This window comes from Streptomyces sp. NPDC055632 (genome assembly GCF_053618675.1).
This window is the reverse complement of the sequence record NZ_JBSHHY010000039.1, coordinates 1-19,061: the sequence shown is the minus strand read 5'-3', so window position 1 is coordinate 19,061 and position 19,061 is coordinate 1. Positions and strand designations below refer to the sequence as shown.

Genomic DNA, 19,061 nt, shown 5'->3' with positions numbered 1-19,061 from the left:
CGCGCCTTCCTCCCCAGGAGCCCTCCATGCCGTTCGACACGCCCGTCGCACCCGCTCCGGCCGCCGTCCGGTTGCCGCTCTCGGTGGCCCAGCGTGACATCTGGACGGCGCACGCCCTCGACCCGACCGGCGTGAAGTACAACGTCGCCGAGTGCCGAGAGATCCTCGGCCCGGTCGACCCGGAGCTGATGGCGGCGGCCTGGCGCCGGCTCGTGGAGGAGGCCGACTTCCTCCGCATCCGAGGCTTCGAGGACGACGGCGAGCAGGTGTGGCAGCTCATCGACGCCGCCGACGCCGGCACCCGCGACCTCCCGTTCACCGACGTGAGCGCGGCCGACGACCCCGAGGCCGAGGCCTGGCGGCTGATCGACGGCCTGATCGGCACCCCCTTCGACCTGGCCCGCCGCCCGCCGGTCCGCTGCGCGCTGATCAAGCTGGGGGAGGAGCGGTACTTCTACTTCTACGGGTTCCACCACCTGGTCGTCGACGGAGTGGGCGTGTCGATGGCCCTCGCCCGCCTGATCGAGCTCTACGAGCGGGCGGTCGCGGGCGAACCCTGGGGGCCCTCCCCGTTCGGGAGCCTCGCCGATCTGCTCGCCGAGGACGCCGAGTACCGGGGCTCCGACCGGGCCGCCGCCGACCTGGCCGCCTGGCGGGAGCACCTCGCCGGCGCCCCGGACGCGCCCGCCGGACTCGTCCGGGGCACCGGCAGGGCCACCCCCGCACACGGCGGCCTGCCCTTCGCGCGCCGCAGCGTGCGGGTGTCCGCGGCGGACGCCGACCGGCTGCGGTCGGTCGCCCGCGGCGAGCGGGTCTCCTGGTCCGTGCTGCTCGTGGCCCTCTTCTCGGTCTACCTGCACCGCGTCACCGGGCGCGAGGAGCTGGTCGTCGCCCTGCCCGTGACGGGCCGCACGACCCGGCAGGCCCGCAGCACCCCCGGCATGACGTCCAACGTGGTGCCGCTCCGGCTCCGGGTGCGGCCCGAGGAACCCCTCGGCGCCCTGGTCCGCTCGGCTGCCGCCGAGGTCAAGCACGGACTGCGCCACCAGCTCACCCGGTACGAGGAGCTGTGCCGGGAGGCCGGGGCCGTCGACGGCTCCCGCCGCCTCGCCGCGCCCGTCCTCAACATCATGGGCTTCCACGCGGAGCTCACCGTGTGCGGCCGGCCGACCCTCAACCACAACGTCAGCAACGGCCCGGTGGACGATCTGGCCGTCGCCGTCCTCGACCTCGGCGCCGAGCACGGACTGCGGATCGACTTCGACACCCCGGTCGACGGCGTCGACACGGCGGCCGCCGCCGCCCACCAGGACCGCTTTGCCGTCTTCCTCACCACCGTCCTCGCCGCCGACCGTCCGGCCGAACGCCGGATCGCCGACCTCGACGTCCTCTCGGAGGCCGAGCGCGCCCTGCTCACCGGCCCGTGGGCCGGACCGGTGACGGGCACCGCCCCCACGACCCTCGTGGAACGCTTCGAGGAGCAGGCGGCCCGCCACCCCGACGCGACCGCGCTGATCGACGGCGAGCGGACGATCACGTACGCCGAGCTCAACGCCGCCGCCAACCGCTGGGCCCGCCACCTGAACGCACGCGGCCTGGGACGCGGCGACCTGGCGGGCGTCCTCCTGGAACGCGGCATCCGCTTCACCACCGCCCTCCTCGCCGTACTGAAGACCGGCGCCGCCCACGTCCTGCTCGACCCCGACTTCCCCGACGAGCGCCTCCGCGCGGCGGCCGACGACGCCGGCATCCGCCACCTCCTCACCCGCCCGTCCCTCGCCGGACGCCTCGACGGCCCCTGGGCGACCCACACCGAGGCCCCCGGCGAACTCCTCTCCTACGGACCCGGCAACCCCGGCCTCCCCGTCGCCCCCGACGACCCGGCCTGCCTGATGTTCACCTCGGGATCGACCGGCCGGCCCAAGGCCATCCTGTCCTCGCACCGCAACCTGGTGTCCACCCTGATCGGCCAGCCCTACCTCCCCGCCGGCCCGGACCAGGTCTACCTCCAGTGCTCGCCGGTCTCCTGGGACGCGTTCAGCCTGGAGCTCTGGGGCGGCCTCCTCCACGGCGGCACCGTCGTCCTCCAGCCGGGACAGAAACCCGAACCGGCCCTCGTCACCGAACTGGCCCGCCGGCACGGCGTCACCACGCTCCTGCTGTCCGCCACCCTCTTCAACTACCTCACCGACGAGCACCCGGAGGCCTTCGACACCGTCACCACCGCCTTCACCGTCGGCGAGGCCGCCTCCCCGGCCCACGTCCACAAGCTCCAGCGCCTCAGGCCCGGCATCACCGTCCTCAACGGGTACGGCCCCGCCGAGGTGATGATCTTCGCCACCACCCACACCGTCGCACCGGGCGAACGCCCCCACACCGTCATCCCGATCGGAACCCCCCTCGCCGACAAGGCGAGTTACGTCCTCGACCCCCGTCTGAACCTGTGCCCGCCCGGAACCACCGGAGAGCTGTACGTCGCTGGCGAGGGCCTGGCCCACGGCTACCTGGGACGACCGGACCTGACCGCCACCCGCTTCGTGCCGAACCCGTTCGGCCCCGGCCGCCTCTACCGGACCGGCGACCTGGCCCGCTTCGACGGCGAGGGCCGCCTCGTCTACGAGGGCCGGGCGGACGACCAGATCAAGATCCGGGGCTTCCGCATCGAACCGGGAGAGACCGAGGCCGCGCTCCTGACCCACCCCGGGGTCACCCGGGCCGTCGTCACCGTCCACGAGAAGCGCCTCGCCGCGTACGTCGTCACCGACGGCGCCACCCACCCGGACCTCCACCCCGAGGAGATCCGGCGGCACGTGGCGGACCGCCTCCCCGACCACCTCGTCCCCACCCACCTGACCCTCCTCGACCGACTGCCCGTCACCCCCAACGGCAAGATCGACAAGCGGGCCCTGCCGGCACCGACGGCCCTCCTCACCACCCGGCGCGCCCCGCGCACCCGGACGGAGGAGACCCTCGTCGCCCTCTTCGCCACCACGCTGGAGACGACGGACCCGATCGGCATCGACGACGGCTTCTTCGCCCTCGGCGGCCATTCGCTGCTCGCGGCGCGGCTGACGAACCACATCGCGGACGCGCTGGGCGTGCGGCTGACGATCCGGGACGTGTTCGAACGTCCGACGGTGGCGGGCCTCGCGGAGCTGCTCACGGGGCTGCTCGCGGGCGAGGAGGACGTACGGACGGTCCTTCCGCCGCTGGTCGCGGGGGAGTGGGACGGACCGCCTCCGGCCTCGTACGCGCAACGGCGCCTCTGGCTCCTCGCGCAGCTCGACGGGGACAGCGCCGCCTACAACGTGCCGATGGTGGTGCGGCTGGAGGGTGGTGGGCTGGACCTGGTGGCGTTGGAAGCGGCGCTGGGGGACGTGGTGGGGCGTCATGCTCCGCTGCGGACGGTCTTCGAGACGGTGGACGGTGAGCCGCGTCAGCGGATCCTCCCGCCGGAGCGGGCACGCGTGAGCGTGCAGTCGCGCCGGACCGAAGCGGGCCTGCTCGATAGTGAGTTGGCTGCCGAGACAGGTCGGGTGTTCGACCTGGCCGCGGAGATTCCGGTGCGGGCGGTGGTGTTCGACCTGGGCGACGGGTCGGCCGTCCTCCTCCTTGTGGTGCACCACATAGCGACGGACGGCGTGTCGAGCGGCGTGTTCTTCACGGACCTGGAGCGGGCGTACGAGGCCCGGGTCGGGGGAGCGGAGGGCCCTCGTGTGCTGGAGCCGCTGACCGTCCAGTACGCCGACTACGCGGCGTGGCAGCAGCGGGTGTTGGGCGAGGCGGACGACTCGGGGAGCGTGCTGGGGCGGGAGCTCGGTTTCTGGCGCGGCGCGCTGGACGGGCTGCCGGAGGAGCACGGCCTGAGCCTGGACCGGCCGAGGCCGGCGCGGGCGTCGCATCGGGGTGGGCAGGTCGAGGTCGACCTCGGTACGGACGTGTTCGAGCGGGTGACCGCTTTCGCCCGGGCGGAGGGGTGCACGCCGTTCATGGTGGTGCACGCGGCTCTGGTCGCGGCCCTGTCCCGGCTGGGTGCGGGTTCGGACTTGGCGATCGGTTCGCCGGTGGCCGGGCGCGGGGACAAGGCTCTGGAGGATCTGGTCGGGTTCTTCGTGAACACGCTCGTCCTGCGGACCGACAGTGCGGGTGATCCGACGTTCCGGGAGCTGCTGGACCGGGTGCGTAGCGTTGATCTGGACGCGTTCGCCCACCAGGAGACACCGTTCGACCTGGTCCTGGAGGCGCTCAATCCCACCCGTACGCTCTCGCGCCACCCCCTCTTCCAGGTCTGCCTGAGCCTCGAGACCGACGGGGGCCCGGCGTTCGCGCTGCGGGGCGTGCGGACCGGCCCGGTCGAAACGGTCTCCAACGGATCCGCCAAGTTCGACCTGGAGTTCTTCCTCCGCACCGACGACGAGAAGTCGCTCCGGGCCACCGTGCTCTTCGCCGCCGAGCTGTTCGACGAGGTGACGGTACGGCGCATGGTGACGGTCCTCGGCGAAGTCCTGGTCCAGGTGCTGGGCGAGCCGGGTGTCCGGCTCTCGGGGCTCGACGTGCTGTCCGGTGCGGAGCGCGAGCTGCTGACCGGGTCGTGGGCCGGGACGGCGGTCGAGGTGGGTGACGCGTCGCTGGTCGAGCGGTTCGAGGAGCAGGCGGCCCGGCATCCGGGTCGTACCGCCCTGGTCGACGGCGAGCGGACGATCACGTACGCCGAGCTGAACGCCGCCGCCAACCGCCGGGCCCGCCACTTGAGTGCGCGGGGCCTGGGGCGCGGTGACATGGCGGGTGTGCTGCTTGAGCGGGGCGCGGACTTCGCGGCCGCGGTGATCGCCGTGGTCAAGACGGGGGCCGGTTACACGCTCCTGGACCCGGACTTCCCCGACGAGCGCCTTCGCTCGGCCGCCACCGACGCCGGCGTCGGTGTCCTGGTCACCGACGCCCGTCTCGCGGGACGCCTGGAGGGGCCGTGGCAGACCGTCTCCTGCGCGGCCGGGGAACTGGAAGACCTGAGCGGGGAGAACCTCGGCATCGAGCTGACCGGGGACGACGTGGCGTGCCTGATGTTCACGTCGGGTTCGACGGGCCGGCCGAAGGGGATCTTGTCGTCGCACCGGAATCTGGTGTCGACGGTGAGCGGTCAGTCGTACGGACGGTTCGGTCCGGACGAGGTGTTCCTGCAGTGCTCACCGGTGTCGTGGGACGCGTTCAGTCTGGAGTTCTGGGGTGCGCTGCTGCACGGCGGGACTTCGGTGTTGCAGCCGGGGCAGCGGCCCGAGCCCGTCCTGATCAGTGAGCTCTCCCGCCGGCACGGGGTGACGATGCTCCAGCTGTCGGCGAGTCTGTTCAACTTCCTGGTGGACGAGCACCCCGAGGCGTTCGACACGGTCGCGGTCGCCTTCACCGGCGGCGAGGCCGCCTCCCCGGTCCACGTGCACAAGCTCCAGCGGCTCAGGCCCGGCATCGAGATCGTCAACGGTTACGGGCCGGCCGAGTCGATGGGCTTCACCACGACCCATTCCGTCGAGCCGGGCGAGCGGCCCCACGCGTTGATCCCGATCGGAACTCCGCTCGTCAACAAGGGGAGTTACGTCCTCGATGTTCATCTGAACCTGTGCCCGCCGGGTGTCACCGGGGAGCTCTATCTCGCGGGTGAGGGCCTGGCCCACGGGTACCTCGGTCGGCCGGATCTGACGGCCACTCGCTTCGTGCCGAATCCGTTCGGGCCCGGTCGGCTCTACCGGACCGGTGATCTGGCCCGTTTCGACCGTGAGGGTCGTCTCGTCTACGAGGGCCGGGTGGACGACCAGATCAAGATCCGGGGCTTCCGGGTGGAGCCCGGTGAGACCGAGGCCGCGCTCCTGACGCATCCCCGGGTCACCCAGGCCGTCGTCACCGTCCACCGCGACCGGCTCGCCGCCTACGTCGTCACCGACGGCGACACCCACCCGGAGGAGATCCGGCGGCACGTGGCGGACCGGCTCCCCGAGTACCTCGTACCCGCACACGTCATCGTCCTGGAGCGGCTGCCGCTCACGCCCAACGGCAAGATCGACAAGCGGGCTCTTCCCGAGCCGGCCGCTGTCACCGCCTCCGGCCGTGCCCCGCGCACCCCGCTCGAAGAGACCCTGCTCGCCCTCTTCGTCCGCGTCCTCGACACGGCCGACGACCTCACCGTCGACGACGACTTCTTCCACCTCGGCGGTCATTCGCTGCTCGCGGCGCGGCTGACGAACCACATCGCGGACGCGCTGGGCGTGCGGCTGACGATCCGGGACGTGTTCGAGCGTCCGACGGTGGCGGGCCTCGCGGAGCTGGTCGCGAGTGAGGGAGGCGTACGAGCGGTTCTTCCACCGCTGGTCGCGGGCGAGGGCGCCGGTGAGGAAGGCGTACTGCCTCCGGCGTCGTTCGCGCAGCGGCGGCTGTGGCTCCTCGCGCAGCTCGACGGGGACAGCGCCGCCTACAACGTGCCGATGGTGGTGCGGCTGGAGGGCGGTGGGCTGGACCTGGTGGCGTTGGAAGCGGCGCTGGGGGACGTGGTGGGGCGTCATGCTCCGCTGCGGACGGTCTTCGAGACGGTGGACGGTGAGCCGCGTCAGCGGATCCTGCCGCCGGAGCGGGCACGCGTGAGCGTGCGGGAACGGCGTACCCAGGTCGGCCGTCTCGACGTGGAGTTGGCTGCGGAGGCGGGTCGGGTGTTCGACCTGGCCGCGGAGATTCCGGTGCGGGCGGTGGTGTTCGACCTGGGTGGCGGGTCGGCGGTGTTGCTCCTTGTGGTGCACCACATCGCGACGGACGGCGTGTCGAGCGGCGTGTTCTTCACGGACTTGAGCCGGGCCTATGAAGCCCGGGTCGGGGGAGCGGAAGGGCGTGTACTGGAGCCGCTGACCGTCCAGTACGCCGACTACGCGGCCTGGCAGCGGCGAGTGCTCGGGTCGGCCGACGACCCGGAGAGCCTGCTGAGCCGGGAGCTCGGTTTCTGGCGCGGCGCCCTGGACGGGCTGCCGGAGGAACACGGGCTGAGCCTGGACCGGCCCAGGCCGGCGAAGGCCTCTCACCTGGGCGGTCAGATCGAGGTCGACCTCGGCGCGGACGTGTTCGAGCGGGTGACGGCTTTCGCCCGGAGCGAGGGGTGCACGCCGTTCATGGTGGTGCACGCGGCTCTGGTCGCTGCGCTGACCCGGCTGGGTGCGGGTTCGGACTTGGCGATCGGTTCGCCGGTGGCGGGGCGTGCGGGCCGGGCGTTGGAGGATCTGGTCGGGTTCTTCGTGAACACGCTGGTCCTGCGGACCGACAGTGCGGGTGATCCGACGTTCCGGGAGCTGCTGGGGCGGGTTCGGGCCGCCGATCTGGATGCGTTCGCGCATCAGGAGACGCCGTTCGATCTGGTCCTGGAGGCGGTCAATCCCACCCGTACGCTCTCGCGCCACCCGCTCTTCCAGATCTGCCTGGGACTTGAGGCGGGCACCGCCCCGCGGCTGGACCTGGCCGGTGTCCGGACCTCCGAGGTCTCGGGAGTCGCGAACGGATCGGTCAAGTTCGACCTGGAGTTCCTGCTCCGCTCCGACGACAGCCGGCGCCTGCACGGCGCGGTCCTCTTCGCCGGGGAGCTGTTCGACGAGGTGACGGTACGGCGCATGACGTCGGTTCTGGGCCGGGTTCTGGCCCAGGTGCTGGGCGAGCCGGGTGTCCGGCTCTCGGGTCTTGACGTGCTGTCCGGTGCGGAGCGTGAGCTGCTGACCGGTCCGTGGGCCGGGACGGCGGCCGAGGTGGGTGACGCGTCGCTGGTCGAGCGGTTCGAGGAGCAGGCGGCCCGGCATCCGGGTCGTACCGCCCTGGTCGACGGCGAGCGGGAGGTGTCCTACGCGGAGCTGAACGCGCTGGCCAATGGGTGGGCCCGTCACCTCAAGGCGTGCGGGCTGAAGCGCGGTGACATGGCGGGTGTGCTGCTTGAGCGGGGTGCGGACTTCGCGGCCGCGGTGATCGCCGTGGTCAAGACGGGGGCCGGTTACACGCTCCTGGATCCGGACTTCCCCGACGAGCGGCTGCGCTCGGCCGCCACCGACGCCGGCATCCGGCACCTCCTCACCTGCCCGTCCCTGGCCACCCGTGTCGACGGGCCCTGGACGACCCACACGGAGGCCCCGGCCGAGTTCCTGCCCCTCGGAGCCGACAACCTCGGTCTGCCGGTCGGCCCCGACGACTCCGCCTGCCTGATGTTCACGTCGGGTTCGACGGGCCGGCCGAAGGGGATCTTGTCGTCGCACCGGAATCTGGTGTCGACGGTGAGCGGTCAGTCGTACGGACGGTTCGGTCCGGACGAGGTGTTCCTGCAGTGCTCACCGGTGTCGTGGGACGCGTTCAGTCTGGAGTTCTGGGGTGCGCTGCTGCACGGCGGGACTTCGGTGTTGCAGCCGGGGCAGCGGCCCGAGCCCGTCCTGATCGGTGAGCTGTCCCGCCGGCACGGGGTGACGATGCTCCAGCTGTCGGCGAGTCTGTTCAACTTCCTGGTGGACGAGCACCCCGAGGCGTTCGACACGGTCGCGGTCGCCTTCACCGGCGGCGAGGCCGCCTCCCCGGTCCACGTGCACAAGCTCCAGCGGCTCAGGCCCGGCATCGAGATCGTCAACGGTTACGGGCCGGCCGAGTCGATGGGCTTCACGACCACCCACCCCATCGCGCACGGCGACGAACCGCACTCCCTCGTCCCGATCGGAACTCCGCTCGTCAACAAGGGGAGTTACGTCCTCGACGCCCATCTGAACCTGTGCCCGCCCGGTGTCACCGGCGAGCTCTACCTCGCCGGCGAGGGCCTGGCCCACGGGTACCTGGGCCGTCCTGACCTGACGGCCACCCGTTTCGTGTCGAATCCGTTCGGGCCCGGCCGTCTCTACCGGACCGGTGACCTGGCCCGTTTCGACCGTGAGGGTCGTCTCGTCTACGAGGGTCGGGTGGACGACCAGATCAAGATCCGCGGTTTCCGGGTCGAGCCGGGTGAGACCGAGGCCGCGCTTCTGACGCATCCCCGGGTCACCCAGGCCGTCGTCACCGTCCACCGCGACCGGCTCGCCGCCTACGTCGTCACCGACGGCGACACCCGTCCCGACGGCAGCCCCGACATCCATCCCGGCACCCACCCCGACATCCATCCCGAGGAGATCCGGCAGCACGTCGCCGAACGGCTTCCCGAGCACCTCGTCCCGACCCATCTCACCTTCCTGGAGCGGCTGCCGCTCACGCCCAACGGCAAGATCGACAAGCGGGCTCTTCCCGAGCCGGCCGTCGTCGCCGCCTCCGGCCGTGCCCCGCGCACCCCGCTCGAAGAGACCCTGCTCGCCCTCTTCGTCCGCGTGCTCGACGCGCCCGCCGCCCTCACCGTCGACGACGACTTCTTCCACCACGGCGGCCACTCCCTCCTGGGGGCCCGCCTCACCAACCACATCGCCGGTGCCCTGGACGTGCGGCTCACCGTCCGCGACGTCTTCCAGCACCCGACCCCCGCCCGGCTCGCCGCGCACGTCGAAGCGCTCAGGGCCGACACCGCCCCGGCGAAGAAGGCCCGACCCGCCCTCCGCCGCCGTACCGAGACAGAACGGATCAGCTCATGACCTCCTTCCCGGACCCCGCCTCCGCCCCCGCCCCCGAAGACGTCGTCTGGGACCTCCCCGGAGACGCCCCGCACCGCCTGTCGCTCCTCGTCCTGCCGCACGCGGGAGGCAACGCCCACGCGTACAGCGCGTGGCGCGAGCACCTGCCGGCCGACGTCCGGCTGCTGATCGGCCAGTACCCGGGCCGGGGCGCCCGCTACAGCGAGGACCTGCCCGAGTCCGTCGACGACCTGGCGCTCCCCGTGGTCGACGCCCTCCCCTCCGACACCGGCCCCCTGGTGGTCCTCGGCCACAGCATGGGCAGCCTGGTCGCCTTCGAGGTGACCCGGGCCCTCCAGGCCGGCGGCCGCACCCCGTACGGTCTGATCGCCTCCGCCTGCCGGGCGCCCGTCCTGCCCAACCAGTGCCCGGTGCACCCCGAGCGGCTCGACGACGACCAGCTCGTCGCCGCCATCAAGGAGCGCGGCGGCACCGACGACGGCATCCTCGACGACCCGGAGCTCCGCGAGATCGTCCTGCCGTCCATCCGCGCCGACTTCGCCATCGACGACGTCTACCGGTGCACCGCCCCGAGCGTGCGGCTCGACTGCCCGGTCGCGGTGTTCGGCGGCGACGCCGACCCGATCGTCCCGGCCGACATGCTCGACGGCTGGTCCCTCGTGGCCGGTCACCCGGTCGAGCCCGAGGTGCTGCCCGGCGACCACTTCTACTTCCAGCAGGACCTGCCCGGCTTCTTCGCCCGGCTGAACCCGGTCCTCGGCGCCCTGCACGCCTCCGCGACCACGGCCGCCTGACCTACGTCGTCCCGCACTCCTCCGCGACCACGGCCGCCTGACCCGCGCCGCCCGTCCGCACCACCCGAACCCCCTTCCCACGGAAGACGAGGAACCCGCCATGACCACGTTCGCCCCCAGCCCGGCCGCGACCGGCATCACCGTAGTCCGGGAGCCGGGCAAGCCGGCCGTCCTCCACGTGCCCGCCTTCGGCACCATGGCGGAGGCCACCGCGTGGCTGTCCGACCGGCGCGCCGACATCCAGGCCGAACTGCACCGCTCCGGCGCGGTCCTGCTGCGCGGCCTGCCCGTCACGGACGCGGCCACCTTCGCCGAGGCCCGGGACGCGCTGATCGCCGAGCGCGCCGGCTACAAGGAGAAGGCCACCCCGCGCACCGACTTCGGCGAGGGCGTCTTCTCCTCCACCGACCTGCCCGCCGCCCAGCCGATCCGCCTGCACAACGAGAACAGCTACACCCTCGACTTCCCCGGCGTGCTGCTCTTCGGCTGCGTCACCGCCCCCGAGACGGGCGGCGCGACCACCGTCGGCGACATGCGGAAGGCCCTCGCCGCCCTCCCGCAGGACCTCGTCGACCGGTTCGCCGAGGCCGGCTGGCTCCTCGTCCGCAACTACTCCGACCTCGCGGGCATGCCCTGGCGCAAGGCGTTCTCGTCGGACGAGCCGGCGGGCGCCGAGGAGTACTGCGACGCCCACGCCATCGGCTACGAGTGGCTCGACGAGGACACCCTGCGCACCCGCCAGCGCCGCTCCGCGATCATCACCCACCCGGTGACCGGCGAGCGCGTCTGGTTCAACCACTTCGCGTTCTGGAACGCCCGCAGCCTCGACGAGGACGTCCGCGAGGTCCTCACCGACACGTTCGGCGAGGACGGCCTGCCCTTCCAGACCCTCCTGGGCGACGGCACCACCCTCACCGACGCCGAGGTGGACGCCGTCAACGACGCCTACCAGGCCGTCACCGTGCGGGAGACCTGGCAGTCCGGCGACCTGATGCTCGTCGACAACATCCTCTGCGCCCACGGCCGGGAGTCGTACACCGGGGACCGCAAGATCCTCGTCGCCATGGGCGAGCCGGTGCCGCTGTCCGCCTGCTCCCCGACCACCGCCCCCTCCACCGCCCCGTACGGAAGGTGAGCCCCGCCATGACCGCCGTCCTCCCCGAGCGTCCCGCCGCCCTCTCCGCCCCCCTCCCGGGGGAGCACCGCACCGCGGGCCCCTGCCCCTGCGGCACGTGCGCCGCCGCCGGCACCGGCGCGGCCGACCTGCTCGCCCGGCTCGCCACCGCCCCCGGCGGCCGCACCGCCGTCGTCGCGGGCGACCGCACCCTCACCTTCGACGAACTGCGCGCCGGGGCCGCCGCGTTCGCCGCCCGGCTCGCCGCCCTCGGCACCGGCCCGGAGAGCGTCGTCGCGCTCTGCCTGCCGCGCGGCGCCGGCCTCGTCACCGCGATCATCGGCACCCTCACCGCCGGCGCCGCCTACCTGCCGGTCGACCCCGCCCTGCCCGTCGAGCGCCGCCGCTACCTGGTCGAGGACTCCGGCGCCGACCTGGTGGTGACGGACGGACCGGCCGGTTCCCCCGCCCCCGGCACCCGCGCCGTGACCCTCGCCGAGCTGACGGACACGGCCGCCCACGACGCCGCCCCCGTCCCGTACGCGCCCGTCCCGGTCACCGCCGGCACCCTCGCCTACGTCATCTACACCTCCGGCTCCACCGGCCGCCCCAAGGGCGTGGAGATCGACCGCGGCGCCGTCTCCCTGCTGCTGCGGGAGCTCGAAGGCGCGGGCGCCGCCACCGGCGAGGGCCGCCGGGTCGGCTGGAACGCCTCCCCGTCGTTCGACGCGTCCGTACAGCAGTGGGTACGGCTCTGCCGGGGCGACACCCTCGTCATGATCGACGAGGAGACCCGCCGCGACCCGGCGCTCCTCGCCGCCCTCGTCGACGGGCAGGCCCTCACCGACCTGGACATCACCCCGTCGCACGCGGACCCGCTCCTCGACCTGCTCACCCCGGACGGCGGCCCGCGCCCGCTGACCCTGCTCGTCGGCGGCGAGGCCATCGGCCCGGCGCTCTGGGACCGCCTGGCCGCCGCCCACGCCTCGGGCCTCCTGCGCGCCCTCAACGTGTACGGGCCCACCGAGTGCACCGTCGACGCCACCGCCGGGTGGATCGACCGGCCGGGCGAGCCGCACATCGGCACCGCCCTGCCCGGCCTCCGGGCCCGGCTCCTCGACGCGGACCTCGCCCCGGTGGGGGACGGCGAGACCGGCGAGCTGTACCTGGCCGGTCCGCGCGTCGCCCGCGGCTACCGGAACCGCCCCGGCCTGACGGCGGAGCGCTTCGTCGCCGACCCGTCCGGCGCCCCCGGCGGGCGCATGTACCGCACCGGCGACCGCTGCCGGCGGCTCCCCGACGGCCGGCTCGTCTACCTCGGCCGCGCCGACGGCCAGATCAAGCTGCGCGGACACCGCGTCGAACTCCCGGAGATCGAGGCCGCCCTCACCCGGGTGGACGGCGTCGCCGAGGCCGCCGTGATCCTCGGCGAGGACGCGGGCGGCACCCCCGGCCTCATCGCCTACCACCGGGGCGGGGACGCCGGCGCGCTCCGCACCGCGCTCACCGCCGCCCTGCCCGCGTACATGGTCCCGGCCGCGTACGTCGCCGTGGACCGGTTCGCCACCACGCCCAGCGGCAAGCTCGACCGGGCCGCGCTCCCCACCCGCGTCGAAGCGCCGAAGGACCAGGCCGGGACCACCGGATCCGCCGGATCCACCGGTTCCGCCGAGGGGCTGAGCGGCACGGCGGAGGAGCTGATCGCCCGCGTGTGGACCCAGGTCCTGGGCGCCGCGTCGATCGGCCCCGACGACAACTTCTTCAAGCTCGGCGGCCACTCCCTGCTCGCCATCAAGCTGGTCTCCCGGGTCCGGGCCGAACTCTCCGTGGCCCTGCCGGTCAAGGCCGTCTACGCCAACCCCCGGCTGCGCGACCTCGCCGCCCACATCGAGGGGCTGACGGCCGCGAAGGATGCCTGACCGCGGTCCCCGTCCCCGGCCCCGCCCACGTCCCGGGCCCCGCCACCGGCTCACCCACCCGCCTCCGCCACTCCCGAGGAGCAGCAATCGTGATCCCCCTGTCCTACGCCCAGCGCCGGCTGTGGTTCCTGAGCCGGCTCGAAGGTCCGTCGTCGGCGTACAACGCGCCCGTGGTGCTCCGGCTCGGGGCGATGCCCGATCCGGTGGTGCTCGAGGCGGCCGTACGGGACGTGGTGGAGCGGCACGAGGTGCTGCGGACGGTGTATCCGGCGCGGGACGGCGAGCCGTACCAGCGGATCGTCGACGCGCCCGACGTGCGGGTGGAGGTCGAACGGGGCCTGACCGGCGGAGAGGCGGAGGCGCGGGCGACGGGGTTCGCCCGGATCCCCGTCGACGTGAGCGCCGAACTTCCCTTGAAGGCAAGGCTGTTCGGGGTGGAGGACGGGACGGCGGTCCTGGTGCTGCTGGTCCACCACATCGCCACGGACGGGTGGTCGGTGGGCTGCCTGCTCGCGGATCTGGACCGCGCCTACCGGGCCCGTACGGAGGGCCGGGCTCCCGACTGGGAGCCGCTGCCCGTCCAGTACGCGGACTACACCCTCTGGCAGCGGGACATGCTCGGCGACCCCGGCGACCCCGACAGCACCGCCCACGAGCAACTGGCCTTCTGGCGGCGGGCGCTCGACGGCGTTCCGGTGGAGACGCGGCTGCCCGCCGACCGGCCCCGGCCGGCCGAACCCGGGCGGCAGCGGGGCGCGGTGGTGACCCTGGACCTGGACGCCGGGACCCACAAGGGCCTGACCGGTGTCGCCCGGGCCCGGCGGGCGACGTTCTTCATGGTGGTGCGCTCCGCCCTGTCCCTGGCCCTGCGGGCGGCGGGTGCCGGGTCCGATCTGGTGGTGGGGACGCCGGTGGCCGGGCGGCCGGAGGAGGCGCTGCACGATCTGGTCGGGTTCTTCGTGAACACGCTGGCGCTGCGGACCGACCTGTCCGGGAATCCGACCCTCGGTGAGCTGGTGGACCGGGTGCGGGACGCGGACCTGGCGGCGTTCGCGCACGAGGACCTGCCGTTCGACCTGCTCGTGGAGGACCTGAACCCCGAGCGGTCCCTCGGTCGGCACCCCTTCTTCCAGGTCATGGTCAGTGCGCGGACCGCGCAGGACGACCCGTACCACCTGGGCGGCATCCCGGCCGTCCTCGACGGCGCCGACCTGGCCACCGCCAAGTTCGACCTGAGCTTCGACTGCCTGGAGCGGTTCGGTCCGGACGGCGGACCGGACGGGCTGAGGCTCGGACTCCAGTACGCGACCGACCTCTACGACGAGGAAACCGCGCTCCTCCTGCTCGACCTGTTCCGGCGCGCGCTGAGCGCCCTCGCCGGGCGGCCGGACAGCACGCCCCTCGACGCCGTCCGCCTGCTCGCCGACGAGGAGGGCCGGGGGCTCGACCGCCGCCACCGGGCGCTCGCCGAGGCCCGGCGGCGGCGCGCCGGTGCCGGGAAGGAGCCGCGCGACGGCGACCGGGCGCGCACCGCCACGGACCCGCGCGAGGAGATCCTGCGGGGCCTGTTCGCGGAGATCCTGGGGCGGGAGGAGGTGCTGCCCGGGGAGAACTTCTTCAAGCTCGGCGGGCACTCCCTGCTGGCCGGCAAGCTCACCAACCGCGTGCGCGGCGCCCTCGGGCTCCGGGCCGCGATCCGTGACGTGTTCCTCGCCCCGACGCCCCGGCAGCTCCTGCGGCGGCTCGGCGAGCAGGGCGCGGGCCCCGACCGTCCGGCCCTGCGGCCGGTGCCGCAGGAGCGGCGGCCCGAGCGGATCCCGCTCTCCTACGCCCAGCGCCGGCTGTGGTTCCTGAACCGGCTCGAAGGCCCGTCGTCGGCGTACAACGCGCCCGTGGTGCTCCGGCTCGGGGCGATGCCCGATCCGGTGGTGCTCGAGGCGGCCGTACGGGACGTGGTGGAGCGGCACGAGGTGCTGCGGACGGTGTATCCGGCGCGGGACGGCGAGCCGTACCAGCGGGTCGTCGACACCCCCGACGTACGGGTGGAGGTCGAGGAGCGCACCCCCGTCGGCGAGGCGAAGGCGCGGGCGACGGAGTTCGCCCGGACGTCGATCGACGTGACGAGTGAACTGCCTCTCCGCGTGCGGCTGTTCGGGGTGGAGGACGGGACGGCGGTCCTGGTGCTGCTGGTCCACCACATCGCCACGGACGGGTGGTCGGTGGACTGCCTGCTCGCGGATCTGGACCTCGCCTATCGGGCCCGTACGGAGGGCCGCGCGCCCGACTGGGAGCCGCTGCCCGTCCAGTACACCGACTACACCCTCTGGCAGCACGACCTCCTCGGTGCCGAACACGAGGTGTTGGGAGGCCAGTTGGCCTTCTGGCGTACGGCGCTCGACGGTGCTCCGGTGGAGACGCGGCTGCCCGCCGACCGGCCCCGGTCGACCGAGCCGGGACAGCGGCGGGGCGAAGTGGTGACCACGGAGGTCGGCGCCGGCGTGCACAAGGCGCTCGGCGGTCTCGCCCGTGCGCAGCGGGCGACGTTCTTCATGGTGGTGCGCTCCGCCCTGTCCCTGGCCCTGCGGGCGGCGGGTGCCGGGTCCGATCTGGTGGTGGGGACGCCGGTCGCGGGGCGGCCGGAGGAGGCGCTGCACGATCTGGTCGGGTTCTTCGTGAACACGCTGGCGCTGCGGACCGACCTGTCGGGGGACCCGACCCTCGGTGAGCTGGTGGACCGGGTGCGGGAGGCCGACCTGGCGGCGTTCGCGCACGACGATCTGCCGTTCGACCTGCTCGTGGAGGACCTGAACCCCGAGCGGTCCCTCGGTCGGCACCCCTTCTTCCAGGTCGTGGTCAGCGCGCAGACCGCCGGGGAGGCGCAGGACACGGCCCGCGCGCTCGGCGGCATCCCCGGCACCCTGGACGGCGCCGACCTGGCCGCCGCCAAGTTCGACCTGGGCTTCCACTGCGCCGAGACGCTCGGCCCCGACGGCGAACCGGGCGGCGTGCTGCTCGGACTCCAGTACGCGACCGACCTCTACGACCGGGAGACCGTGCTCCTCCTGCTCGACCTGTTCCGGCGCGCCCTCACGGCCCTCGCCGAGCGGCCCGCCGACACGCCCCTCGACACCGTCCGCCTGGTCACCGACGAGGAGCGCCGGGAGCTTGACCGGCGCCACGAAGCCCTCGCCGCCGCCGAGCGGAGCCGTGCCGGTGCCGGTGCCGCCGCCGGAAAGGGGGTGCGGGACGGGGCCCGTGCCGTCACGGACCCGCGCGAGGAGATCCTGCGGGGGCTGTTCGCGGAGATCCTGGGGCGGGAGGAGGTGTTGCCGGAGGAGAACTTCTTCAAGCTCGGCGGGCACTCGCTGCTCGCGGGCAAGCTCGCCAACCGGATCCGCGCGGCCCTCGGGCTCCGGGCCGCGATCCGTGACGTGTTCCTCGCCCCGACGCCCCGGCAGCTCCTGCGGCGGCTCGGCGACCAGGGCGCGGGCCCCGACCGTCCGGCCCTGCGGCCGGTGCCGCAGGAGCGGCGGCCCGAGCGGATCCCGCTCTCTTACGCCCAGCGCCGCCTGTGGTTCCTGAACCGGCTCGAAGGCCCGTCCGCCACCTACAACATCCCCGTGGTGACCCGGCTCCACCGCCCCCTCGACCCGGCCGTGTTCGCCACCGCCCTCGCGGACGTCGCCGCCCGCCACGAGGTGCTGCGCACCGTCTACCGCTCCGCCGACGGCGAGCCCCACCAGCAGGTTCTCGACGACGCCGTGCCCGTCCTCGAACAGGTCCGGGCCGACGGCCCCGAGGCGCTGCGGGCGGCCGTCGACGAGGCCGCCGGGCACGTCTTCGACCTGGCCGCCGAGATCCCCTTCCGGGCCCGGCTCGTCACCGGCGCCGACGGCGGCCAGGTCCTCGTGCTGCTCCTGCACCACATCGCGGGCGACGGCTGGTCCACCCCGTGCCTCCTCGCCGACCTCGACACCGCCTACCGGGCCCGCACGGAGGGCCGCGCGCCCGACTGGGAGCCGCTGCCCGTCCAGTACACCGACTACACCCTCTGGCAGCACGACCTCCTCGACGGCGAGCACGGCCTGTCGGAGGAGCAGCTGGCCCACTGGCGCACCGCGCTCGACGGGCTGCCGCCGCTGCTCGCGCTGCCCACCGACCGGCCGCGCCCGGCGGAGAGCGACGGGGCCGGCGCCCTCACCGCCTTCGACGTGAGCGCCGCCACCCACCGGGCCCTGCTGCGCCGCGCCCGGAGCAGCGGCGCCACCCTCTTCATGGTCGTGCAGGCCGCCCTCGCCGCCCTCCTCACCCGGCACGGTGCCGGTACGGACATCGCGATCGGCACCACCGTCGCCGGCCGCGCGGACGACGCCCTGCACCCCCTCGTCGGCTTCTTCGTCAACACGCTGGTGCTGCGCACCGACACCTCCGGCGACCCCGCCTTCACCGACCTGGTGCACCGCGTCCGCGAGACGGGGCTCGCCGCCTACGGCAACCAGGACCTCCCCTTCGACCGGCTCGTGGAGCACCTCAGCCCGCACCGCTCCGCCGCCCACGCCCCGCTCGTGCAGGTGATGCTCCAGGTCCACGCCGCGACCACCGCGGCCGCCGCCCGCACCCCGAACGTCCTGGACGGCGAGCCGGTCGCGTTCCGCGCCGTCGGCGCCAAGTCGGACCTGACCTTCGCGCTCACCGAACTCACCGACGCGGACGGCGCCCCCGCCGGACTGCGCGGCGCCCTCGAATACGCCACCGCCCTCTACGACGAGGACACCGCCCGCCTCCTGGCCCGGCGCCTCGCCGAGACCCTGGACGCGTTCGCCGCCGACCCCGGACTCCCGCTGTCCGCACCGCAGTACGGCCCGGCCGCCCCCACGGGACCGGAGACCGTACGGGACGAGAAGGGGCGCCCCGCACCCGTACGGGTCCCCGGAGAGGTGTACGGACCGGCCCCCGGCGGCGGCGCGCGGCCCACCGGCCGGCGGGCCTTCCCCGCCGCCGACGGCACCCTGCGGCCCGTCGCCGTCCTCACCGCGGGCGGCTACCCGGTGGAGCCCGGCCGCGTCGAGGACGTCCTCACCGGCCACCCCGGCGTGACCGGGGCGACCGTCGCCGTCCGCGACGACCGGCTCCACGCGTACGTCACCCGCCTGCCCGGCGGTCCCGGGGAGGCCGCACTGCGGGAGTGGGCCGCCGAGCGGCTGCCCGAGTACCTGGCCCCCGTCCGGGTCGTCGCCGTGGACCGGCTGCCCGCCCCCGGCGCACACCCCGCCGCCCTCCCGTCCGAGGGGGAGGCGCCGGGCGCGGCGGCCCCGGACGGCCGGGAGGAGGAGCTGCTCGCCCTCTTCCGCGACGTCCTCGGCGGGCGGGACCTCGGCCGGAACGACAACTTCTTCAAGTCCGGCGGCCACTCCCTCCTCGCCATCAGGCTGCTCAACCGGATCCGCGCCGAGCTGGGCCGGGACCTCACCCTGCGGGACGTGTTCCGCAACCCCACCGCGGCCTCCCTCGCCCGGCGCCTCGCCGACGCGGACCGGACGCCCGCGGACGCGCCGCTACGCGCTCGCCGCGCTGGTCCTGGTCGCCGTCCTGGCCTTCCTCGCCTGGCGGGAGTACGGCCCCCGGGCGG

The 19,061-nt window shown here is 74.0% G+C and carries 5 protein-coding genes; all 5 read left to right on the top strand.

Annotated elements, in window-relative coordinates; all coding sequences use genetic code 11:
• Nucleotides 1-26 precede the first annotated feature (26 nt).
• A complete protein-coding gene (locus ACWGSR_RS32345) occupies nt 27-9,605 on the top strand; it encodes an amino acid adenylation domain-containing protein (protein ID WP_453571956.1) in 9,579 nt (3,192 codons plus the stop codon).
• On the top strand, nt 9,602-10,399 hold the full coding sequence (locus tag ACWGSR_RS32340; protein ID WP_376243557.1) for a thioesterase II family protein: 798 nt from the start codon (nt 9,602-9,604) through the stop codon (nt 10,397-10,399). The genes ACWGSR_RS32345 and ACWGSR_RS32340 overlap by 4 nt, the downstream gene beginning before the upstream one ends.
• A gap of 100 nt (nt 10,400-10,499) precedes the next feature.
• Nucleotides 10,500-11,534, top strand: a complete 1,035-nt coding sequence (locus tag ACWGSR_RS32335) for a TauD/TfdA family dioxygenase (RefSeq protein WP_376243560.1) — start codon at nt 10,500-10,502, stop codon at nt 11,532-11,534.
• A gap of 8 nt (nt 11,535-11,542) precedes the next feature.
• A complete protein-coding gene (locus ACWGSR_RS32330) occupies nt 11,543-13,432 on the top strand; it encodes a non-ribosomal peptide synthetase (RefSeq protein ID WP_453571952.1) in 1,890 nt (629 codons plus the stop codon).
• Between the two features lie 89 nt (nt 13,433-13,521).
• A partial coding sequence (locus tag ACWGSR_RS32325) for a condensation domain-containing protein (RefSeq protein ID WP_453571949.1) occupies nt 13,522-19,061 on the top strand: 5,540 nt, incomplete at its 3' end.

Coding starts and splice junctions, on each gene's coding strand:
- ACWGSR_RS32345 (WP_453571956.1), top strand. CDS start 27: ATGCCGTTCGACACGCCCGTCGCACCCGCTCCGGCCGCCGTCCGGTTG.
- ACWGSR_RS32340 (WP_376243557.1), top strand. CDS start 9,602: ATGACCTCCTTCCCGGACCCCGCCTCCGCCCCCGCCCCCGAAGACGTC.
- ACWGSR_RS32335 (WP_376243560.1), top strand. CDS start 10,500: ATGACCACGTTCGCCCCCAGCCCGGCCGCGACCGGCATCACCGTAGTC.
- ACWGSR_RS32330 (WP_453571952.1), top strand. CDS start 11,543: ATGACCGCCGTCCTCCCCGAGCGTCCCGCCGCCCTCTCCGCCCCCCTC.